Below are 20,277 nucleotides of genomic sequence, written 5' to 3'. Positions count from 1 at the left end.
CGCCGGGGCACCTGAGCGGCACGGGGTGCCGAGGGTTCCGAGACACGGTCGCGGGCGCCGTACGGGTAGCAGGGCGCTTCTGACCAGTGGAGACTAGTTTCCTTATCGCGGAACTTCAATGGTTTGTTGACATCGAGATTCTCTGAGTCGACAGAAACCTTGATCGAATGGCTCTCGGTGCCACAGTGGTCACTCTCCATTACTCCTGCACCGGAGCGACGGTTTCCCGTCAACTCGCGGTCGTGGCCGCGGTTCTGGTCGCCGAGCGCGCCGCCCGCCGCAGAATGTGCGGCCCTTCGTACGGTCGCACGAGGCCCGCGCGACGGCCCGCGCTCACTGGAGCCGTCGCAGATCTTCCGGCGTGTCGATGTCGTACGCCTCGGCCACGTCGCCGCACTCGACGAGCGTCAGTGCCCCGGCGTGCTGCCGCAGGTAGTCCCGCGCGCCGCGGTCGCCCGTCGCGCTCGCCGCGATGGCCGCCCATCGCGCGGCGCCGAACAGCACCGGATGGCCCCGCTCGCCCCCGTACGCCGCGGCCGCCAGTGCGTCCCGCCCGGTGCACGCGGCCACCACTCGGGACACCGCGGCGGCGCCGATGCCGGGCTGGTCCACCAGGGACACCACCGCCGCGTCGGCCCCCGAGCCGGCCAGCGCCGCCAGTCCCACCCGGAGCGACGAGCCCATGCCCTCGGCCCAGTCCGGGTTGACCGAGACGCCGTAGCCCGCCAACTCGGCCCGGGCGCGGACGGTTTCGGCGGCTGCCCCCAGCACGATGTGCACCGGTCCGCAGCCGGCGTCCCGCAGGACCCGTGCGGCGTGCTCGACCAACGGGCGTCCCCGGTGGTCGAGCAGCGCCTTCGGCCGTCCCCCCAGCCGCCGCCCGCCGCCCGCGGCGAGCAGCAGCCCGGCCACCTTCCCCTCGGGCCGTCCGGCCCCCGTCGTCCCCCCGACGCCTGCGCTTTCCCCTGGATGTGCCATGGGAACTGCTTACCTCATGGCCGCGCGCGGCGCCCCGTGCCCCCCGGAACCGGGCGGTGCCGGTTCCCCCTCAGGCCGCGCCCCCCGGCGTCCGCTGCCGCGGGATCCACGGCCGTAGCCGGTCCCGGAGCCGTGCGGTCCGCTCGTCCACGTCCCGGTGCTCACTGACGTAGCGGTGTATGTGCTCCTCGGTGATCTCGGAGGCGTCGGCCAGGCCGTACGCCCGGCAGATGAGCTGGACGACGCTGAGGTGCCGGGAGTCGGGATGGGGGCCTGGGTTGGGGCCGGGGTTGGGCTCCATGGCGTTCTCCGATCCAGTGGTCCAGTGATGTGCGATTCGGTGATATGCCGGACATTTCCCGGAAGGGAGAATGCTCCACCGCACGGCGCCGTATCCCTTGTACGGGATACGCCCACGCCAACGGGTGCCCGGGGGAACGCACGTACTGACGCATGGTCAGGTGGTGGCGGGGTAGCGCGCACGACCCGCGCGACGGGGGCGTGCGGTGCGGGCGCCGCGGGGCGCCCGGAGGTGTGGGAAACCGGTCGGCCGGTCGGGGGAGCCCCCGGCGAACGGCGAAAACCGGCCAGTGGCACGGGGGAGGCGATGCCGGCCGCGGCGCCCTCGGCGTGCGGGCCGGCGCGACGCGACGGCGCCGCCGTCCCGACGAGGGGTCGTTGATCGAGTTTTTTCGCCGCCCGTATGGCGTCGGCCGCGCACCGTGGCGTTAACTGTCCCGCATCGTGGGACGGGCAACGGCCGGGGAGGGCGCCGTCGTTGTGGAACAGCTGCAGGGGGGCGGCCGCATGACCGGGGACCGGAACGATCCGAGGGTCCGCGCACTCCGCGTGGCGGTGGGCCGGCTCCGCCGCCAACTGGCCGTCCTGCCCGGCGAGTTACCGGACCGTGCGGCCGCCGACGACGAACTGGCCGCACTGGACGCGATGGTGAGCCACGGCGCCCCCGAGGTGATCCGGCTGCGCCGTTCGCTGTTGTTGATAGCCGGGGCGGTGGGCTCGGTGAGCGCACTGTCGCCGGCGCTGTCCGAAGTCCGCGAGCGGATCGACGGTTTCGGCGGGCTGCCGGGCGGGTGAGGCGACCCGGGCGGGTGAGGCGACCCGGGCGGGGCGGCTCACCCGGACCTCACGCCGGCGTCTGGTTGGCCAGCGCCACCGACAGTTCGGCCGCCACTTCCTGGAGCACCGGGATGATCTTGTCCGTCGCGGCCTCGGTCACCCGGCCGGTCGGCCCGGAGATGGAGATCGCCGCGGACGTGGGGGAGTTGGGGACCGGAACCGCGAGGCAGCGGACGCCGATCTCCTGCTCGTTGTCGTCGACCGCGTAGCCGAGGCGACGCACGTCGGCCAGGGAGTCGAGGAAGTGCTCCGGGTCGGTGATGGTCTTCTCGGTCGCGGCGGGCATGCCCGTACGGCCGAGGAGCGCGCGGACCTCCTCCGGCGGGTGGTTGGCCAGCAGGGCCTTGCCGACGCCGGTGGAGTGCGGCAGCACGCGGCGGCCGACCTCGGTGAACATCCGCACCGCGTGCCGGGACGGGACCTGCGCGACGTAGACGATCTCGTCCCCGTCGAGGAGGGCCATGTTGGCGGTCTCGCCGGTCTCCTCCACGAGACGGGCCAGGAACGGCCGGGCCCAGGTGCCCAGCAGGCGGGAGGCGCTCTCGCCGAGCCGGATCAGGCGCGGGCCGAGGGCGTACCGGCGGTTGGGCTGCTGGCGGACGTAGCCGCAGGCGACCAGCGTGCGCATCAGGCGGTGGATGGTGGGCAGCGGCAGGCCGCTGCTGGCCGAGAGCTCGCTCAGGCCCACCTCGCCGCCGGCGTCGGCCATCCGCTCCAGGAGGTCGAAGGCGCGCTCGAGGGACTGGACCCCGCCGCTGGCGCCTGCAGGCTTGGCATGGGCGGCGGAGGTGCTGGCGCTGGACGGCGGCACGTCGCGTTCCTTTCGGGGCGGGTCGGATCGGTCTCGGCTCTTCATCCTTGCGGGCGCCGGGCCCGACCGGAGCAGCCTACCGGTCACACCGCGCAGGTACACCGCCTATCGCACAGTCGTTCCCGCCGGTCAGCGCCCGTATGTCCCAAGGTGCCACCTCCTTGCCGCAGATCTCTTGACGGTGCCAGTGGCCGTAGCTACGTTCTGCTGCGCGAAACCTACTGTCCATTCTGTGGAATCCTCCAAATCGTTGGAGCGTCATGCGCATTCTCGTCATGAACCCGAACACCACGGCTTCCATGACCGCTTCGATCCGCGCCACCGCCACCGCGGTCGCCGCGCCGGGCACCGAGATCCTCGCCACCGAACCCCTCTGGGGGCCGGAGTCCATCGAAGGCCACTTCGAGGGCTACCTCAGCGCCGCCGCCGTCCTGGACCGGCTCGCCACCCTGGACACCCCGTTCGACGCGCTGGTCATGGCCGGCTTCGGCGAACCCGGTCGGGAGGGCGCCCAGGAACTGCTGGACGTCCCCGTCCTGGACATCACCGAGTGCGCCGCACAGATGGCGCTGATGCTCGGCCACTCCTACGGCATCGTCACCACCCTCGACCGTGCCGTGCCGCAGATCAGGGACCGGCTGCTGACCGCCGGGCTGCTCCAGCGCTGTGCCGGGGTCCGCGGCACCGGGCTCGGGGTGCTGGAGTTGGAGGAGGACCCGGAGCGCACCGTCGAGGTGATCCTTCGGACCGCCCGCGCGGTGGTCCGCGACGGTGCGGAGGTCATCTGCCTGGGGTGCGGCGGGATGGCCGGACTCCAGGAGCGGGTCGCCGCGGAACTCGGGGTGCCCGTCGTGGACGGCGTCGCCGCCGCGGTGAAGTTCGCGGAGGCGGTGGTCGGCCTCGGCCTGACCACCAGTGCGCAGCGCAGCTTCGCCCCGCCCCGCCCCAAGGCCATCGGCTCCTGGCCGCTCAGCCGCCACCTCGCGCGGAGCGCGGCGGGGGAGCGGTCCCGCATGCACGATTCCGCACGTCACACCGACTTTTCCAGTGAAACGTCAGGCATCTGACGACTGATGCCTAAGCTCCACCCGACCTGCCTGGGAGGACTCATGAGCACATCCCCGCAGCACCGTCCGGGACCGCCGGACCCGAGGCTCTTCAACGAAGACCTCGCACCGGCGGCGAAGCGCACCTGGGGCACGTACAGCATCTTCGCGCTGTGGATGTCCGACACCCACGCGATCAGCAACTACGCCTTCGCCGCCAGCCTCTTCGTGCTGGGGCTGCCGGCCTGGGAGGTGTTCCTCGCCCTGCTGGTCGGCATCACGATCGTCTACTGGCTGATGAACCGGATGGGACACGCCGGGCACCGCACCGGCGTCCCCTACCCGGTGCTCGCCCGGGCGAGCTGGGGCGTCTACGGCGCCAACATCCCGGCGCTGTTGCGCGCGGTGATGGCGGTGGCCTGGTACGGCATCCAGACCTGGCTGGCCTCCACGGCCGTGGTGCTGCTGACGTTGCAGATCGCACCCGGTCTGGACGCGTACAACCACAACTCGGTGCTGGGGCTGTCCACCCTGGGGTGGATCGCCTTCATGGTGATGTGGGGGCTGCAGGCCGCGCTGCTGACCCGCGGCATGGAGTTCATCCGCAAGGTCCAGGACTTCGCGACCGGGCCGGTGGTCTGGCTGGTGGTGCTGGCGCTGGCGGTGTACCTCGTCATCGCGGCGCACGGCGACATCTCGCTGACCCGCAGCCTGACCGGGCTCAGCGGCACCGCGCAGGTCCGGCAGAGCCTGATCGCGGTCAGCCTGACCGTGGCCACCTTCTTGACCCTGGTCCTCAACTACGCCGACTTCGCCCGCTTCACCCCCGACCACCGCTCCTACCGGCGGGGCAACCTCGTCGGGCTGCCGGTGAACTTCACCGCCTTCGCGGTGGTCGCCGTCCTCGTCACCGCCGGCACCATCGCGGTCTTCGGTGAGGCGATCTACGACCCGGTGAAGGTGATCCAGAAGATCGACAACCCGGTGGTCACCGTCATCGGCGCGCTGGCCTTCATCGTCGCCACCATCGGCATCAACGTCGTGGCCAACTTCGTCTCGCCCGCCTACGACTTCGCCAACCTGCTGCCGAAGTACCTGGACTTCAAGCGCGGCGGCATGATCACCGCGGTGCTCGCGGTGCTGGTCATGCCCTGGAAGCTGTACTCCTCGGCGCTGGTGATCCAGTACTTCCTGGGTGCGCTGGGGGCCTTCCTCGGCCCGCTGGTGGCGATCCTGCTCGTCGACTACTACCTGGTGCGACGGGGGCGGATCGACGTCGATGCGCTGTTTTCGGCCGATGCCGCCGGGGTCTACTTCTACCGCCGGGGCTACAACCCGAAGGCCGTGATCGCCTTCCTGCCGGCGGCCGCGGTCTCCGCCTCGCTGGCGCTGATACCGGCCTTCGACGCCGTGGCGCCGTTCTCCTGGATCTTCGGCATGGGGATCTCGGGGCTGCTCTACGCCTTCGTCTCGCGGCGTGAGCGGGCCGCGGCCGGTGCCGGGCCGATTCCGCAGGACATCCTCGCGTCGCAGGTCAGGGGCGAGATGGTCGCGTCGGTCGAGGAGCCGGAGCGGTCCGGTGCGATCGCCGGGCCGGCCGCCGCATCGGGGTCTTGACGGGCCGCGGTCCTGAGTGAAGACTCATTCAACAGACTGTTGAATTCCGTATACCAGTGGTCCACTCCGACATTCCGGGGTGCTGGAGAATCCGCGCCGGCGGCGGCACGGCCCGCGTCCGTCGTGCCCCGCAGGCGCCGGCCCGCGACCATGAAACAACGATATGGGAGGTACTGGGTGTCCGAAATAGAGCTGGTGCTGCGTTCCACGCGCGTCGTCACCCCGGAGGGGACGCGGGCCGCGTCCGTCACCGTCCAGGACGGGAAGATCGTCGCGGTCCTGCCGCACGACGCCGAGGCCCCGGCCGGCGCCCGAGTGGAGGACTTCGGCGACGACGTCCTGCTGCCCGGCCTGGTGGACACCCACGTGCACGTCAACGACCCCGGTCGCACCGAATGGGAGGGCTTCTGGACGGCCACCCGCGCGGCCGCCGCCGGCGGCATCACCACGCTCGTGGACATGCCGCTCAACAGCCTCCCGCCGACCACCACCGTCGACAACCTCGACACCAAGCGCGCGGTCGCCCGCAGCAAGGCCCACATCGACGTCGGCTTCTGGGGCGGTGCCATCCCCGGCAACGTCAAGGACCTGCGCCCGCTCCACGAGGCCGGCGTCTTCGGCTTCAAATGCTTCCTGTCGCCCTCCGGCGTCGACGAGTTCCCGCAGGTCGACCAGGAGCAGCTGGCGGCGGCGCTCGGCGAGATCGCGGCCTTCGACGGCCTGCTGATCGTGCACGCCGAGGACCCCGGCCACCTGGACGCCGCCCCCGAGCCGCACGGCCCCAAGTACGCCGACTTCCTCGCCTCCCGCCCCCGGGTCTCCGAGAACGACGCCATCGCCGGCCTGATCGAACTCGCCCGGAAGCTGGACGCCCGGGTGCACGTGCTGCACCTGTCCTCCAGCGACGCCCTGCCGACGATCGCCGCCGCCCGCGCCGACGGCGTCAAGATCACCGTCGAGACCTGCCCGCACTTCCTGACCCTGACCGCCGAGGAGATCCCGGACGGCGCCACGGAGTTCAAGTGCTGCCCGCCGATCCGCGAGGCCGGCAACCAGGACGCGCTGTGGCAGGGCCTGGCCGACGGCACCATCGACTGCATCGTCTCCGACCACTCGCCGTCCACCACCGACCTGAAGACCCCCGACTTCGGAACGGCCTGGGGCGGCATCTCCTCCCTCCAGCTCGGCCTGCCGGCCATCTGGACCGCCGCCCGGGAGCGCGGCCATAGCCTGGAGGACGTGGTCCGTTGGATGTCCGCCGCCCCGGCGGAGCTGGTCGGCCTCGGCAGCAAGGGCGGCATCGCGCCCGGCCGGGACGCCGACTTCGCAGTGCTGTCACCCGACGCGACCTTCACCGTCGACCCCGCCGAACTCCAGCACCGCAACAAGATCACCGCGTACGCCGGAAAGACCCTCTACGGCGTCGTCCGCTCCACCTGGCTGCGCGGCCGGAAGATCAACGACGGCGCCACCCTCGCCGAGCCCACCGGCGAGCTCCTCGAAAGGCCGCGCGCATGACCACCGGCGAGCTCCCGCGCTACACCGGGGACGCCAGCCCCTACGGAGGCGGCGACCCCTACGCCGACTACCGGACCCCGGGCCCGGCCGGCTTCCCCTTCTCCCACCTGCCCGACCTCGCCGACCGGCGGCTCGGCGCCGGAGTGCTCGCCGCCAACGACGAGTTCTTCGCCGAACGGGAGAACCTCCTCAAGCCCGACGCCGCCCACTTCGACCCCGAGGCGTTCGGCCACAAGGGCAAGGTCATGGACGGGTGGGAGACCCGCCGGCGCCGCGGCACCGACGGCGAACACCCCTTCCCGACCGAGGAGGACCACGACTGGGCCCTGATCCGGCTCGGCGCCCCCGGCGTGATCCGCGGCATCGTCGTCGACACCGCGCACTTCCGCGGCAACTACCCGCAGTCCGTCAGCGTCGAGGGCACCTGCGTGGAAGGCTCGCCGTCGCCCGCCGAACTCCTCGGCGCCGGCACCACGTGGACCCCGCTGGTCCACCGCACCGCCATCGGCGGGCACGCCGCCAACGGCTTCGCCGTCCACGTCGAGCAGCGCTTCACCCACCTGCGGCTCAACCAGCACCCCGACGGCGGCGTCGCCCGCCTACGGGTCCACGGCGAGGTCGTCCCGGCGCCCCGCTGGCTGGCCACCCTCGGCACCTTCGACCTCGCCGCCCTGGAGAACGGCGGCCAGGTCGAGGACGCCTCGGACCGCTTCTACTCCTCGCCCACCAACACCATCCAGCCGGGCCGGTCCCGCAAGATGGACGACGGCTGGGAGACCCGGCGGCGCCGCGGCACCGGCAACGACTGGGTCCGCTACCGCCTCACCGAGCAGTCCGCGATCCGCGCGGTGGAGATCGACACCGGCTACCTCAAGGGCAACGCGGCCGGCTGGGCGGCGCTGTCCGGACGCGACGGCGAACAGGGCGACTGGGTCGAACTACTGCCCCGCACCCGGCTCCAGCCCGACACCGTCCACCGCTTCCTCCTGGACGACGCGCCGGCCGTGACCCACGTCCGGTTGGACATCTTCCCCGACGGCGGAATCGCCCGACTCCGGCTGCACGGCTCGCTCACCGACGACGGCGCGGCCCGACTCACCACCCGCCACCGGGAACTCGGCGGCTGACGGTTCGCTGCGCGCTTGGTTGGGCTTCCCACGTTGTCGGCTTTCCCGCCGTGCGGGTTGCTGTTGTTTGCGCCTGCGGCGCGGGGCGGGTCCGCTGCGCGGGGCGGGTCCGCTGCGCGGGGCTGTTAGGGCGCGGTGACGGGTCTGCGGGGTTGGGGGTTGCCGGACTGCTGCGCTTTACGTCCGGCAACCCCCAACCCCGCAGACCCGTCCCCTCCCGTGGGTGGGTGGGAAAGAGGGAGGGTGGGGGTCTGGGTGGGTGGGCTGCTGCGGGTTCGGTGCGGTGGTGCGGGCCGAGGATGAGCAGCGTGGCCGGGTCGGGCCGGTGCGGCGGAGCCGTGACGGGCACGGCCCTGTCATGACCGACGGATGACCGGCACCACACCATCTACCTCAAGTCCCACCCACCCGTCTTTCCCCCACCTTCAACGGGAGGGGGCGGGCCGGAGGGGGTGGTGTGCAGGACGTAAAGCGCAGCAGTCCTGCACACCACCCCCTCCGGCCCGTCACCGGCACCCAACAGCCCCGCGCAGCGGACAACGCCCGCGCCGCAGGCGCAAACAGCAACCCCCACGGCGGGACAGCCGACCACGTACGTCAAAGCCCCGCGCAGCGGCAACGCGCCGCAGGCGCAACGGCAAAACCCCTACGGCGGGACGGCCGACCACGTGGGAAGAAGCCCCGCGCAGCGGCAACGCGCAGCGGCACCGTTAACGACCGCCCCGTCCCGCCAACGCGTCCGCGACGAAGGTGTCCAGTACTCCGTCGCCGACCACGACCGGGATCCGCTTGCCCTTCAGGTCCACGTAGACGTACGACTTCGCTTTGGTCACCAATTCCGGGATGTGGGCGCGTAGTTGCCGGGCCTTGGCCGTGTCGCCCGACCGGTCCGCCTCGATGAGACGTAGGGCGTCGCGCGCCGCGACCGCCCAGGCGTGGGTGGCGTCCAGCCATGGCGTCGCCTCTCGGGCGAAGCCGCGGTCCGGGAGGCGGTCGCGCAGCACGCCCGGGGCGTCCTGGAGGTCGTGCAGCACCGCGTCCAGCCGCCGGGCGTCGCCGCTCTTGCGGAACCGGTCGAGGGCGGCGGACAGTTCGGGCGCCTGCTTCGGGTTGATCGCCGAGGTGTAGTTGACGTCGGCGAAGGCCCGCAGGGCGCGGGCGGCCCGGGCGTCGCCGCCGGCCAGTTCCTCGATGGCCGTGCTCCAGGAGTCCCGTGCGTCGTAGGCCCGGTCGTTCCAGGCGTAGTCGGCGACGGTGGCCAGCGCCAGCTTGGACGCCGAGGGCTGGATCATCGGGTTGGCGGTGATCCCGGCCAGCCGGCCCGGGACGCCCGGTGCCCGCCCGTTGTACGGCCCGAGCATCAGCCGCTTGCTGACGTAGTCGTTGACGGGGTAGTTGTCCCAGAGCAGGATCGGGTGGCCGAAGAGCTCCCGGGCCTGTTGGGCCTGTGCGGCGGTCATGGTGGGTGCGATGACGCCCACGCCCGTCCACTCCACCAGCACGTTGGCGTCCAGCTTGGTGGCGAGCGCTGCCTTGTACGGCGTGGCCTTGAGGTCGTAGTACTCGGTCGGCACCATCTGGAGCGGCCGGGCGCCCGGGTGGCGGGCGATGAACGCGCGGTTGACCTGGTTGAGCAGTTGGGCCTGCGCGGTGCCGGCCGCTGCGCCGCCGGTCCCGAACTTCTCCTTGTCCGCGGCGCAGTTCCACTTGGTGTAGCTGATGTCGTCCAGCGGCACCGCGAAGGTCCGTACCCCGATGTCCCACAGGGTCGCGAACTTGGCGGTCAGTGCCTTGACGTCGGCGGCCGAGCTGTAGCAGACGGACAGTCCTGGGGAGAGGGCGTAGGTGAACTCCACGTGCCGGGCCCGGGCCCGGTCCACCAGCTCCTTGATCCGGTCCAACTGGTGCGCGGGGTAGCGGTCGCGCCATTTCTCCCGCAGGTAGGCGTCGTCCTTGGGGGAGTAGACGTAGATGTTCATCTTGTGCCGGGCGGCGAAGTCGAGTTGGTCGAGGCGGGCGGTGTGCGACCACGGCGTGCCGTAGAAGCCCTCGATGACGCCGCGCAGCGGGGTCGCCGGCCAGTCCCGTACGACGGCGCCGGGCACCCGGGCGCCCGGGCGGTCCCGGTGTGGCAGCAAGTGGGCCAGCGTCTGTGCGGCGTAGTAGGTGCCGGTGGCGTCCTTGCCGGCCAGGGCGATCCGACCGCGGCCGACGGCCAGCGCGTAGCCCTCGGCGGGGAGGCCGGCGGTGCCGCGGGCCCCCAACGCCGTCAGGGCGCGCGCCGCACCCGGCCCGTCCACGTAGACGGTCAGCCGCCCGGCCTGCGGGGCGACCCGGTCGGTTCGTACGACGCGCTGGGCACCCGCGGCCTTCAGGGACGTGGTCACCAGCGCCAGCGCCGGGGCGTCGGTCTTCGGCCCGGCGACGAGGGTCACGGTGCCGGTGACGGTGAGGTGGTCGGAGCGGTCGTGGACGGACTGCGGGGCGGGGGAGAGGGTGGCGGTGGCGGGTCTGGCCCGGGAGCCGTCGGCCCCTCGGGCCGGCGCGGCGCCGGACGGCCCGGCCATGCCCGCCAGGGGGATCACGGCGAGGGTCACGGCGAGGCCGGTGACGGCCGCGGTGCGCGTACGGTGCATCCTTCGGTCCTCCTCGGTGCAGCGAGGTTCACGGACGAGTCTGGTGCGTGCGTCGCGCCGCGGGTGCGCTGCCGGGCGCGCGTCGGGCAGGGTGTGGCAGCAGGGTTCACCCGATCGCGGGGGTGGGGCAAGGGGGCCCGGCCCGGCGCGGCCTAGGTCGTTTCTGATGGCTCTTGGACGGTGTCGCGGAGCCAGATGACGATTGCTGTGACGGTGAGGGTGCCGTTGAAGATGTAGTCGCGTTTGTCGTACCTGCTGGCCGCTGCGCGGTGCTGCTTCCACTTGCTGACGCAGCGCTCGACGGCACTGCGGCGGCGGTACTGCGTCTTGTCGAAGGCCGGAGGACGTCCGCCGGCCTGGCCCTTGCGCCGGCGGTTGGCCCGCTGATCCTCGGGCTGGGCGATGGTCGCCTTGATTCCCCGCCGTCGCAGGTAGGCACGGTTGTCGTAGCTGGAGTACGCCTTGTCACCGCGGACACGATCCGGACGACTGCGGGGCCGACCCGACCCACGCCGTCGGATCCGCAGCCCCTCCAACACAGGGATGAACATGGGACTGTCGCCTCGCTGGCCTGGAGAGGTCTGCCAGGTCAAAGGGCGAGCCCGGTCATCGGCCAGCAGATGGACCTTGCTGGTCAGTCCGCCTCGTGAGCGCCCCAGCGCCTCACGCCCCTCTGCGTCCACACGCGCACCGCCCCCTTTTGCGGAAAGTCCCGCGGTGGCCGACGGCGCGCACCGGCCGCGTGCTGGTGGGCCCGGCAGGACGTGGAATCGATGTTCACCGCCCACTCCCGCCGGCGCTGCACGCCTTCCTTCTCTACGTCCTCGGCCAGGGTCCCGTCGGGGTCGGTGGCGTCTGCCTCGATCTGTAACTCGGTCAGGATGTGCTGCCAGGTTCCGTCAGCTGACCAGCGGCGATGTCGTTCGTAGACGGTCTGCCAAGGGCCGTACCGCTCCGGCAGGTCCGGCCAGGGAACACCGGTACGAGCCCTGAACAGCACCCCGTTGATCACTGTGCGGTGATCGGCCCACTGCCCACCAGGCCTGCCATTGGCGGGCAGTAAACCTTCGATCTTCTGCCACTGCGCGTCCGTGAGCTCATGTCGCCGCACCATACGACGCAACTGCCCAGCCAGAGCACTGATCCACCACCCCAGCAAGAGCCATCAGAAACGACCTAGCGGGACTTGGCGACGAGGACCAGCACGCTCATGAAGGCGAGCAGCACGTGGGTGGCGACGACGTAGATGAAGACCCGCACGTACAGACCGCGCGGCGGCTTGTTCTCGACGTAGCGACGGGGGGCCGCGGCGTCGGACGCGGCTCCGGCGGTCGGGGGCGTGGCGGGGTCGGGGGTGGTGTGGTCGGGCACGGCGGACGGTCCTTCCCTTCCGAAAACGGTGGACGGCGGGTGACGGCTCGGGCGGGGTCAGCCGCCGCGACGGTGCGGGGTGCGGTCGCCCAGGCACAGCTCGGCCGCGCCGCTCTGCAGCAGGGTGTGCACGAACAACAGTTCCGTCCCGCCGCGGGCGGCTGCGGCCAGCCGGTGCGGGGTGAGCGAGTCGAAGTGCGCGGCGTCGCCCGGCTCCAGTACGTGCACCGCCTCGCCGAGCGTGAGCCGCAGCCGTCCGGTGAGGACGTAGAGCCACTCCTCGCCGGGGTGCACCCGCACCAGGTCGCCCTGCGCCCGCTCCGGCACGTGCACCCTCAGTGCCTGCATGGCGCGACCGGCCCCGCCGACGGTCCGGTACGTCCAACCGCCGGCCTCCGAGGGCTCGGCGCGGGCGGCCCGCACGATCGGGTCGTGCTCCGGGGCGGTCTCGCCGAGCAGGTCGGATACCGTGGTTCCGTATGTCCGCGCCAGGGCCAGCAGCATCGGCAGCGACGGTTGCCGCTGACCGGTCTCCAGCCGGGACAGGTGTGCGGGCGACAGGCCCACCCGCCGGGCCGCGGTCTCCAGCGTCAGTGCGCTGTGCCGCCGCAGCTCGCGCAGGCGCGGTGCGACGGCGGTCGACAACTCCTCCGGGGCGGGGTCGGAGGGCGGGTCGGGGAGCTCGGTCATGCTTCCGGTATAGCCAGCGTTCGCCTCAGAGGCAAAAGTTTTGCCTCTGAGGCAAATCCGCCCAGAAGGCCGGCCGGGCCCGCTACTGGACGTCCTGCGGGTACCAGCGCAGTTCGACGGTGTTGCCGTCCGGGTCGGCGACGTAGATCGACTGTGCGTCGCCGCGGGCGCCGTAGCGGCCCACCGGGCCCTCCAGCATGGTGAAGGCGCCGGAGTCGATGACTTCCTGCCAGTCCAGCGGATCGACGACCAGACAGATGTGGTCCACGTTGGTGCCGGCCCGGTCGCCGGTGACCAGGTCGATGATGGTGGTCGGGGTCACCCGGACCGACGGGAACGGGGCCTCGCCGGCCCGCCAGGCGTCCACCCGGACCGGCTCCAGGCCGAGCGGCCCGCAGTAGAACTCCAGGGAGCGTTCGATGTCCTGCACCGTGAGGACGAGGTGGTCGAAGTCCTTGACGCGCATGGGGGTTCCTCCTGTGGGTTTGGCTTTGGGTTTGGGTGTTGTGGGTTTGGGTGTGGGTGTCGGTGTGGCTCGGGGGTGGTGGGGGCGTGGGTGGTGAGGGGGGCGGGGGGTGGTTGGCGTCGGGGTGGTGGCGGCGGAACATTCAGGGCGTCTTGGGGTGACCCTGCGGGGTCCGTGTGAACTCCCGGGAAACATCGGCTCCTTGGGATTGACAGGGCCATGTCTACGCGCGTCATGCTGGTTCGCATGAGAATCCCCCCACGGATGACCAGGATCGGCGCCGCCGGCGCCCTCGCATCGGCCCTTCTCCTCGGTGGCACGGCGGTCGCCGCGACGCCCGCCGCCCCGACGCACCACGCCGCGGTCCACACGGCGACCGTCCACGTCAAGTCGGTCGGCAGCGTCTGCTATTCCAAGCTGCCGTCCCAGGCGCACGACACCCTGGACCTGATCGACAAGGGTGGCCCCTTCCCGTACCCGAAGGACGGCACCGTCTTCGACAACCGCGAGGGCATCCTGCCGTCCCAGAAGTCCGGCTACTACCACGAGTACACCGTGGTCACGCCGGGCTCGCCGGACCGTGGCGCCCGGCGCATCGTCGCCGGTCAGAAGCAGCAGGAGGACTACTACACCGCCGACCACTACGCCACCTTCAACCTCGTCAACTTCGGCTGCTGAGCCGACGGACGACCCAGCCGCACGAGCGGCGCACACGGCGGCCGGGGTGCCCATGCACCCCGGCCGCCGTCGTGCTCCCCCGAAAACCCCGGTCCCACCTGCCACTCGCCCCTCTCCTTCGCCCATTCTCGGCAGAAGGGGCGCACGGGGGCGCACCCCGAGAGAGGATTGTCAGTGGTTGCCGGTAGCGTTTCGGTAGAAACGAGGAACGGGCGGGCATCGGCGGCAAAGGGGCCATGAGTGGTCGGCCGGCGTGGCGCGCCCCGGATGGTGCTGGGTCAGTCATGAGCCGCCTCGCCGCGGCGCGGGCGTCGGAGCAGAAGGAAGGACGGCGAACTGCCGTGTATCGCTGGGAGATCACCCGGGCCGCACTGGCGCAGCGCGTTTTCGCCATCGTCCGCAGCAAGACCTACGACGAGGCGAGCGCCACCGCCGACACCCTGCTGTCGGCCGGCATCACGAGCCTGGAGATATCCCTCACCACGCCCTTCGCGCTGGAGGCGGTCACCACCCTCTCCCGCGAGTTGGGGGACGACGCGGTCATCGGCGCCGGCACCGTCCTCGACGCCGCATCGGCCCGGATGGCGGTCGACGCCGGCGCCCGCTTCCTGGTCTCGCCGAGCCTGGACGCCTCGGTGATCAGCGCCGGCCACCGCTACGGCGTCCCGGTCTTCGCCGGGGTCTCCACCCCCACCGAGATCGTGCGCGGCCTGGAGCTCGGCGCGGACGCGCTCAAGCTGTTCCCGGCCGCCGGCCACCACCCCTCCTGGGTCAGCGACGTCCGCGCGGCCCTGCCACAGGCCCCGTTGGTGCCGACCGGCGGGGTGACCACCGAGACCGCACCGGAGTGGATAGCCGCCGGCGCCGTCGCCGTGGGCATGGGCTCGGCCCTGTCGGAGGGCGACCGCGAGACGGTAGCCAAGCGCGCAGCGGACCTCCTGGCGCGGCTCGCCGACGCGGTGCCGGAGCAGCCGGGCCAGGCCGGCGCGCTGGACCCGTACGGGGCCTGAGCGGGCGGGACCGGCGGGGGCCCGGGCGCGGCCCGAGCGGGCGTCGTCGGGGCGTCCCAGGGGCCGGTCGGGGGCTTCACCGGGCGGCCGGGCTCTGCCACCCTGAGCGCTCCGCCCACCTGATCAGGAGTCAGCCCACGATGAAGCGCGCCGCGACCCTCCCCGCCCTGGCCTGTCTGCTCGTCGCCACCGCCGCTGCCCCGGCGGCCTCCTCCGCCCCGACCGCCGGCAGCGCCGCCGCGGCCGCCGCCCAGCGGGACCGGCGGCCGGCCACGCTCCTGGACGAGGTCCCGCGCCGCGGCGTGCTGCGGGTCTGCACCACCGGCGACTACCGCCCCTTCAGCTACCGCGACCCCGCCACCGGCGACTACCGCGGCGTGGACGTCGACATGGCCCGGGACCTCGCCAAGAGCCTGGACGCCACGCCCCGTTACGTCCCCACGACCTGGTCCGGGTTGGTCGGCGACCTGACCGCCGGCCGCTGCGACATCGGCATGGGCGGCGTCTCGATCACCCTGGCCCGGGCCCGCTCGGTGGCCTTCAGCGAGCCGACCCGCACCGACGGCAAGACCCCGATCGTCCGCTGCGCCGACCAGGACGCGTACCGCACCCTGGAGCAGATCGACCGGCCCGGCGTCCGGGTCGTGGTCAACCCCGGTGGCACCAACGAGCAGTTCGCCCGCGCCCACGTCAAGCGGGCCACCCTCACCGTGCACCCGGACAACACCACGATCTTCGACGAGATCATCGCCGGCCGCCAGGACGTGATGATGACCGACGCCAGCGAGACCCGCTACCAGGCCAAGATCCACCCCGAGCTCTGCGCGGTCCACCCGGACCAGCCGTTCACCTTCTCCGAGAAGGCGTACGCCCTGCCCCGCGGCGACGCCCAGTTCACCGCGTACGTCAACCAGTGGGTCCACCTGGCCACCCACGACGGGACGTACCGCAGGTACGAGGACGCCTGGATGAAGTAGCCCGGCGGCGACCGGCCGACGCGGCCGAAGCTCCCGGTTGGCGGGGCGTCACGCGGCGGGCCGGGCCTGCCGGACCGCTTCGAGGACGTCGCGCAGCACGGTGCGGTGGTCGTCCGCGCGCCAGGCCAGCGCCAACCGGCTGGGGGGCAGGCCGCTCACGGGCCGGGTGACCACCCCGGGGCGGCGGTAGATCGTGGCGTTCCCGGCGGCCAGCAGCACCACGCCCAGCCCCTCCGCCACCGCCTCGAACGTCTCGTCCGCACCGGCCACCACGGCCCCGACCCGCACCAGCCGGCCACCCCGCTCGGACACCGCGAGCCAGTGGTCGCGCAGCGCGCCCGCGCTCTCCGGCAGCGCGAGGAACGGCTCGTCGAGCAGTTCGGCGAACGGTATCTCGGCCGCGTCCGCGAGCCGGTGCCCGGCCGGGAGCGCCACCCAGCGCGGTTCGGTGGCCACCACCTCGACGGCGAGCGCCTCCTGACCCGGACACGGCAGCCACAGCAGCGCCAGGTCGGCGGTGCCGTCGGCGAGCCCGGCGGTGCCGTCGTCCCAGGTGATCTGCCGCACCCGAATACGCCAGTTGGGGCGGCGCTCGGCGAACCGGGCCCGGATGGCGGGGAGGAGACCGCGACCCACACTGGTGGAGACCCCCAGGGTCAGCTCGGCGGCCTCGGCCGCCGCCGCGTCGCTCACCGCCCGCTGGGCCTCGTCCCAGAGGCCGACCAGTTCCCGGGCCCTCGGCAGCAGCGCGGTGCCGGCCGCGGTCAGCGTCACGGTGCGCCGGTCGCGGTGGAACAGCCGGACCCGCAGGCCCTCCTCCAGCTGGCGGATCTGCTTGCTCAGCGCCGGCTGCGAGACGAAGAGCCGCTCCGCGGCCCGGGTGAAGTGCAACTCCTCGGCGGTGGCGAGGAAGTAGCGAAGATCGCGGATGTGGGCGTCCATAACCCCTGGTTATCAGAAAGGGTCTTGGACGGGGCACGGGAGGCGGCGGCACGATCGCCCCATGGACTCCTCATCGCCGCACCAACTGCCCGCCCGCAAGCCACCGTTGGGACGCCGGTCGGTGTCCGCGCCGCCGTCGGCGGGGTCCGGTGCCGCCGGCGGCGACAGCCGTTGGGGCCGGCTCGTCGCCACCGTCGTGGTCACCGTCGGCGCCGTCACCCCGGGCCTGATGGTGCCCGCCCTCGCGGCCCCCGTGCCGGGCGCGCCGCCGCTGTCCGCCACCGCCTACGGCGCCGCCGTCACCTGCTTCTTCGCCTGCACCGCCGCGGGCGCCCCGCTCGCCCGCCGGATCGTGCCGCGGATGCCCGTGCGGGCCGTGCTCGGTGCCGTCGGGCTGCTGACGGTCGGGGTCTTCGCCGGTCTGGCGGTGGCCGGGCGGGCGTGGCAGCTGTGCCTGTTGCTCGCCCTGGCCGGCCTCGGCAACGCCTTCACCCAGCCGGTCGCGGCCCGGGTGATCGCCGCCGACGTCGCGCCCGGGCGGCACTCCTTCGCCGGCGGCCTCTTCGGCGCCTCGCTCGGCGCCGGACCGTTCCTGCCGGGGCTGTTGGTGACGCTGGTGGGCGCGCCGTACGGGTGGCGGCCCGCGCTGTGGACCGCGGCCGGCCTGGCCCTGCTGACGCTGGTCGCGGCGGCGCTGGCCCGCCCGGCGGCGGGTGGCCAGGCCGTGCCCGAGCAGGGGCGCGCGGTGACCGCCGCGGGGGCCCCGGCCGCCGTCGCCGCCCCCGCGCCGCGCACCGTGGGCCGGGTCGTGGTCGCCTGGAGCGCCGCCGCGGCCCTGGCGACCATCGGCAACAACGTCGGCGCCGCGTACTTCATCCAGATCGGTTCCGCCTCCGGGTTCTCCGCGGCGACCGCCGGGACGCTGCAGATGGTCGCCAGCGTGCTGGGCATCGCGGTGCGCCTCGGCTCGGGCGGACTGGCGGACCGGGCACCGCACCGGATCCCGCGGACCGTCGCCGTGATGATGCTCACCGGCACCGTCGGGCTCGCGGTGATCGTCGTCGGCACCCCGGTGGCGTTCGTGGCCGGCGCGCTGCTCGCGGTGGCCGGCGGCTGGGGCTGGACCGGCCTGTTGCTGGCCGCCACCATGCGGCTGCTGCCGGGGGAGAGCGCCCGGGCCGGGGCGGCGATGCAGGGCGGGCTGTTCGCGGGCGCGGCCGTCGGCCCGCTGTCGTTCGGGGTGCTCTCCGGTCACCTCGGCATCCCGACGACGGTCGGCATCGCCGCCGTCGGCCCGCTGCTGGGCGCGCTGCTGCTGGGCGTCGGCATCCGCGCCCTGGCGAAGGACGGGGCGGGACGGGCCGCCCCGGCCGCCCCGCCCGCGTCGGCGGCCGTCCGGGCGGACGAGGCCCGGTGACGGTGCCCGCCTGCCCGTGACCGGCCGGCCACGTCCGCACCCCCACCCCCCGACCGACTGCCCGCCCGCCACCGCCTCCAGGAGCACCCCGTGCCGTCCTCCGCCGCCAGCACACCCGCCCCCTCCGCCGCCCCGACCGCACGCATCGCCCTCGTCACCGGCGCCACCCGGGGCATCGGCCGCGAGGTGAGTCGCCAACTGGCCGAGCGCGGCCACACCGTGCTGCTCACCGGCCGTGACCCGGACGCCGTCCGACGGGCGGCCGACGAACTGCGGGCCGCCGCCGGCACCGCGGACGTCCGCCCGCTCCCGCTGGACGTCACCGACGACAGCAGCGTCGCCCGTGCCGCGGCCCGGGTCACCGCGGCGTTCGGCCGGCTGGACGTCCTGATCAACAACGCCGCGATCACCTACGACACCTGGCAGCGGGCCGTCACCGCCGACCTGGCGGTGGTGCGCGAGGCGGCCGAGACCAATCTGTACGGGCCCTGGCGGATGGCCACCGCCTTCGCCCCGCTGCTGCGCGCCTCGGCCCACCCCCGGCTGGTCAACGTCTCCAGCGAGGCCGCCGCGCTGACGAACATGGGCGGCGGCACCCCCGCGTACACCGCCTCCAAGGCCGCGCTGAACGCGCTGACCCGGATGCTCGCCGCCGAGCTGCGCGCGGACGGCGTGCTGGTCAACGCGGTCTGCCCGGGCTGGGTGGCCACCGACATGGGAGGGCCGGGCGGCCGACCGGTGGCGGCGGGCGCGGCGAGCGTCCTGCACGCGGCGACGCTGCCCGACGACGGACCCACCGGCGGTTTCTTCCGCGACGGCCGCCCGCTGCCCTGGTAGGCCGGCGTCCTCACGGCCCCCGCACGGCCCGGCCACGCCGGGGAGATCCCGTCCTTCGAGACGCCCGACCGCCCTTGTCCGGACAATGTGACCTGAAGACTTCCCGTCATCTGTGCGGACGGTTACGCTCGCGAGCGTGGGGAAACGCGATGCAGATGCCGCGGGCGCCGAGGGCCCCGTCCAGTTCAGCGTGGACCGGAACAGTCCGGTGCCGCTGTATTTCCAGCTGTCGCAGCAGTTGGAGGCCGCGATCGAGGACGGCCGGTTGGCCCCCGGCAGCCTGCTCGGCAACGAGATCGAACTGGCCGGTCGGCTCGGCCTGTCCCGGCCCACGGTGCGCCAGGCCATCCAGTCACTGGTCGACAAGGGCTTGTTGGTCCGCCGCCGCGGCATCGGCACCCAGGTCGTGCACAGCCAGGTCAAGCGCCCGCTGGAACTCAGCAGCCTCTACGACGACCTGGAGGCGGCCGGGCAGAAGCCGGCCACCCGCGTCCTGCTGAACACCACCACCGCGGCGGACGCCGAGGTCGCCGCCGCCCTGGGGATCGCCGAGGGCACCGAGGTCGCCCTGGTCGAGCGGCTCCGGCTGACCCACGGCGAACCGGTCGCCCACCTGCGCAACCACCTTCCGGTCGGGCTGTTGAAGCTGGCGACCGCCGACTTGGAGGAGACCGGTCTGTACCGCCTGATGCGGGCCGCCGGGATCACGCTGCACAGCGCCCGCCAGGCGGTCGGCGCCCGCGCGGCGACCGCCGAGGAGGCCGCCCGGCTCGACGAACCCGAAGGCGCGCCGCTGCTCACGATGGAGCGCACGACCTTCGACGACACCGGTCGCGCGGTGGAGTTCGGCTCGCACGTCTACCGGGCGACCCGCTACGCCTTCGAGTTCCAACTGCTCGTGCGGCCGTAGCCGCGCGGTGTCGGTCGGGCGGCGTGCGACCGTAGGGTGCCGGGGGCGGAACGCGCGCCGACCCTCTCGTCAGAATGTTCTGACAAACCATTGACGCGGCTCGACGCGC

General features: G+C 73.0%; 20 protein-coding genes. 11 read left to right on the top strand and 9 right to left on the bottom strand.

The window, feature by feature from the left end:
- Positions 1-333 precede the first annotated feature (333 nt).
- Complete coding sequence (locus ACLJT4_RS12455) at positions 334-912, bottom strand: NTP transferase domain-containing protein (protein WP_411122374.1); 579 nt, start codon at positions 910-912, stop codon at positions 334-336.
- Positions 913-1,048: 136 nt separating this feature from the next.
- Positions 1,049-1,279, bottom strand: coding sequence for a hypothetical protein (locus ACLJT4_RS12450; RefSeq protein WP_411122325.1), 231 nt, complete (start codon positions 1,277-1,279; stop codon positions 1,049-1,051).
- A gap of 506 nt (positions 1,280-1,785) precedes the next feature.
- On the opposite strand from ACLJT4_RS12450, the gene ACLJT4_RS12445 reads away from it, so the two are divergent.
- Complete coding sequence (locus ACLJT4_RS12445; RefSeq protein WP_016578996.1) at positions 1,786-2,073, top strand: DUF5955 family protein; 288 nt, start codon at positions 1,786-1,788, stop codon at positions 2,071-2,073.
- Positions 2,074-2,122: 49 nt separating this feature from the next.
- On the opposite strand, the gene ACLJT4_RS12440 is transcribed toward ACLJT4_RS12445, so the two are convergent.
- Positions 2,123-2,926 carry an IclR family transcriptional regulator gene (locus ACLJT4_RS12440; RefSeq protein WP_411122324.1) on the bottom strand — a complete coding sequence of 268 codons (804 nt, stop codon included), beginning with the start codon at positions 2,924-2,926 and terminating at the stop codon, positions 2,123-2,125.
- 260 nt (positions 2,927-3,186) lie between these two features.
- Here ACLJT4_RS12440 and ACLJT4_RS12435 point away from each other — a divergent pair, with 260 nt between their 5' ends.
- From ACLJT4_RS12435 to alc, 4 genes are all read left to right on the top strand, one after another.
- On the top strand, positions 3,187-3,993 hold the full coding sequence (locus ACLJT4_RS12435; RefSeq protein ID WP_411122323.1) for an aspartate/glutamate racemase family protein: 807 nt from the start codon (positions 3,187-3,189) through the stop codon (positions 3,991-3,993).
- A gap of 42 nt (positions 3,994-4,035) precedes the next feature.
- Entirely contained in the window at positions 4,036-5,589 is a 1,554-nt protein-coding gene (locus ACLJT4_RS12430; protein ID WP_411122322.1) for an NCS1 family nucleobase:cation symporter-1, read from the top strand.
- Positions 5,590-5,766: 177 nt separating this feature from the next.
- Positions 5,767-7,107 carry an allantoinase AllB gene (gene allB, locus ACLJT4_RS12425; protein WP_411122321.1) on the top strand — a complete coding sequence of 447 codons (1,341 nt, stop codon included), beginning with the start codon at positions 5,767-5,769 and terminating at the stop codon, positions 7,105-7,107.
- The gene (alc, locus tag ACLJT4_RS12420) at positions 7,104-8,234 is read left to right on the top strand and encodes an allantoicase (protein WP_411122320.1); all 1,131 of its coding nucleotides are present in this window, start codon (positions 7,104-7,106) and stop codon (positions 8,232-8,234) included. The genes allB and alc overlap by 4 nt, the downstream gene beginning before the upstream one ends.
- Positions 8,235-8,944: 710 nt before the next feature.
- Here alc and ACLJT4_RS12415 read toward each other — a convergent pair.
- The 5 genes from ACLJT4_RS12415 to ACLJT4_RS12395 form a co-directional block, all read right to left on the bottom strand.
- The gene (locus tag ACLJT4_RS12415) at positions 8,945-10,870 is read right to left on the bottom strand and encodes a beta-N-acetylglucosaminidase domain-containing protein (protein WP_411122319.1); all 1,926 of its coding nucleotides are present in this window, start codon (positions 10,868-10,870) and stop codon (positions 8,945-8,947) included.
- Positions 10,871-11,022: 152 nt separating this feature from the next.
- A protein-coding gene (locus tag ACLJT4_RS12410) for an IS5 family transposase (RefSeq protein WP_411122318.1) occupies positions 11,023-11,984 on the bottom strand; the annotation gives its coding sequence in 2 pieces (ribosomal slippage) (positions 11,023-11,591 and positions 11,591-11,984; 963 coding nt in all).
- Positions 11,985-12,046: 62 nt separating this feature from the next.
- Positions 12,047-12,241 (bottom strand): DUF6126 family protein, encoded by a 195-nt coding sequence (locus tag ACLJT4_RS12405; protein ID WP_275462359.1) that lies wholly within the window; start codon positions 12,239-12,241, stop codon positions 12,047-12,049.
- Positions 12,242-12,298: 57 nt separating this feature from the next.
- Positions 12,299-12,931, bottom strand: a complete 633-nt coding sequence (locus tag ACLJT4_RS12400) for a helix-turn-helix domain-containing protein (protein WP_411122317.1) — start codon at positions 12,929-12,931, stop codon at positions 12,299-12,301.
- An 82-nt stretch (positions 12,932-13,013) separates the two neighbouring features.
- Positions 13,014-13,397: a VOC family protein gene (locus ACLJT4_RS12395; RefSeq protein ID WP_411122316.1), complete on the bottom strand. Its 384-nt coding sequence runs from the start codon at positions 13,395-13,397 to the stop codon at positions 13,014-13,016.
- Between the two features lie 246 nt (positions 13,398-13,643).
- Here ACLJT4_RS12395 and ACLJT4_RS12390 point away from each other — a divergent pair, with 246 nt between their 5' ends.
- The 3 genes from ACLJT4_RS12390 (at position 13,644) to ACLJT4_RS12380 (ending at position 16,062) form a co-directional block, all read left to right on the top strand.
- On the top strand, positions 13,644-14,075 hold the full coding sequence (locus ACLJT4_RS12390) for a ribonuclease domain-containing protein (RefSeq protein WP_411122315.1): 432 nt from the start codon (positions 13,644-13,646) through the stop codon (positions 14,073-14,075).
- Positions 14,076-14,416: 341 nt separating this feature from the next.
- A complete protein-coding gene (locus ACLJT4_RS12385; RefSeq protein ID WP_038522865.1) occupies positions 14,417-15,085 on the top strand; it encodes a bifunctional 4-hydroxy-2-oxoglutarate aldolase/2-dehydro-3-deoxy-phosphogluconate aldolase in 669 nt (222 codons plus the stop codon).
- Between the two features lie 140 nt (positions 15,086-15,225).
- On the top strand, positions 15,226-16,062 hold the full coding sequence (locus tag ACLJT4_RS12380; RefSeq protein WP_411122314.1) for a transporter substrate-binding domain-containing protein: 837 nt from the start codon (positions 15,226-15,228) through the stop codon (positions 16,060-16,062).
- A 48-nt stretch (positions 16,063-16,110) separates the two neighbouring features.
- Here ACLJT4_RS12380 and ACLJT4_RS12375 read toward each other — a convergent pair whose 3' ends face one another.
- Positions 16,111-17,004, bottom strand: coding sequence for a LysR family transcriptional regulator (locus ACLJT4_RS12375; RefSeq protein WP_411122313.1), 894 nt, complete (start codon positions 17,002-17,004; stop codon positions 16,111-16,113).
- Between the two features lie 61 nt (positions 17,005-17,065).
- Between ACLJT4_RS12375 and ACLJT4_RS12370 the strand changes: the two genes are divergently transcribed.
- From ACLJT4_RS12370 to ACLJT4_RS12360, 3 genes are all read left to right on the top strand, one after another.
- The gene (locus ACLJT4_RS12370; protein WP_411122312.1) at positions 17,066-18,421 is read left to right on the top strand and encodes an MFS transporter; all 1,356 of its coding nucleotides are present in this window, start codon (positions 17,066-17,068) and stop codon (positions 18,419-18,421) included.
- Between the two features lie 90 nt (positions 18,422-18,511).
- Positions 18,512-19,258, top strand: a complete 747-nt coding sequence (locus ACLJT4_RS12365) for an SDR family oxidoreductase (protein ID WP_411122311.1) — start codon at positions 18,512-18,514, stop codon at positions 19,256-19,258.
- A 136-nt stretch (positions 19,259-19,394) separates the two neighbouring features.
- Positions 19,395-20,168 carry a GntR family transcriptional regulator gene (locus tag ACLJT4_RS12360; RefSeq protein ID WP_233661558.1) on the top strand — a complete coding sequence of 258 codons (774 nt, stop codon included), beginning with the start codon at positions 19,395-19,397 and terminating at the stop codon, positions 20,166-20,168.
- The last annotated feature ends 109 nt before the right edge of the window (positions 20,169-20,277 follow it).

The sequence above is a fragment of the Streptomyces sp. x-19 genome, from assembly GCF_046549115.1.
In the GTDB taxonomy this organism is placed as follows: domain Bacteria; phylum Actinomycetota; class Actinomycetes; order Streptomycetales; family Streptomycetaceae; genus Streptomyces; species Streptomyces albulus_C.
This window is presented reverse-complemented; position numbering and strand designations above follow the sequence as displayed.

Excerpts from the sequence above, each read along its gene's own strand:
- ACLJT4_RS12450 (WP_411122325.1), bottom strand. The coding sequence starts at position 1,279 with ATGGAGCCCAACCCCGGCCCCAACCCAGGCCCCCATCCCGACTCCCGG.
- ACLJT4_RS12445 (WP_016578996.1), top strand. The coding sequence starts at position 1,786 with ATGACCGGGGACCGGAACGATCCGAGGGTCCGCGCACTCCGCGTGGCG.
- ACLJT4_RS12435 (WP_411122323.1), top strand. The coding sequence starts at position 3,187 with ATGCGCATTCTCGTCATGAACCCGAACACCACGGCTTCCATGACCGCT.
- ACLJT4_RS12430 (WP_411122322.1), top strand. The coding sequence starts at position 4,036 with ATGAGCACATCCCCGCAGCACCGTCCGGGACCGCCGGACCCGAGGCTC.
- alc (WP_411122320.1), top strand. The coding sequence starts at position 7,104 with ATGACCACCGGCGAGCTCCCGCGCTACACCGGGGACGCCAGCCCCTAC.
- ACLJT4_RS12415 (WP_411122319.1), bottom strand. The coding sequence starts at position 10,870 with ATGCACCGTACGCGCACCGCGGCCGTCACCGGCCTCGCCGTGACCCTC.
- ACLJT4_RS12400 (WP_411122317.1), bottom strand. The coding sequence starts at position 12,931 with ATGACCGAGCTCCCCGACCCGCCCTCCGACCCCGCCCCGGAGGAGTTG.
- ACLJT4_RS12395 (WP_411122316.1), bottom strand. The coding sequence starts at position 13,397 with ATGCGCGTCAAGGACTTCGACCACCTCGTCCTCACGGTGCAGGACATC.
- ACLJT4_RS12390 (WP_411122315.1), top strand. The coding sequence starts at position 13,644 with ATGAGAATCCCCCCACGGATGACCAGGATCGGCGCCGCCGGCGCCCTC.
- ACLJT4_RS12380 (WP_411122314.1), top strand. The coding sequence starts at position 15,226 with ATGAAGCGCGCCGCGACCCTCCCCGCCCTGGCCTGTCTGCTCGTCGCC.
- ACLJT4_RS12375 (WP_411122313.1), bottom strand. The coding sequence starts at position 17,004 with ATGGACGCCCACATCCGCGATCTTCGCTACTTCCTCGCCACCGCCGAG.
- ACLJT4_RS12370 (WP_411122312.1), top strand. The coding sequence starts at position 17,066 with ATGGACTCCTCATCGCCGCACCAACTGCCCGCCCGCAAGCCACCGTTG.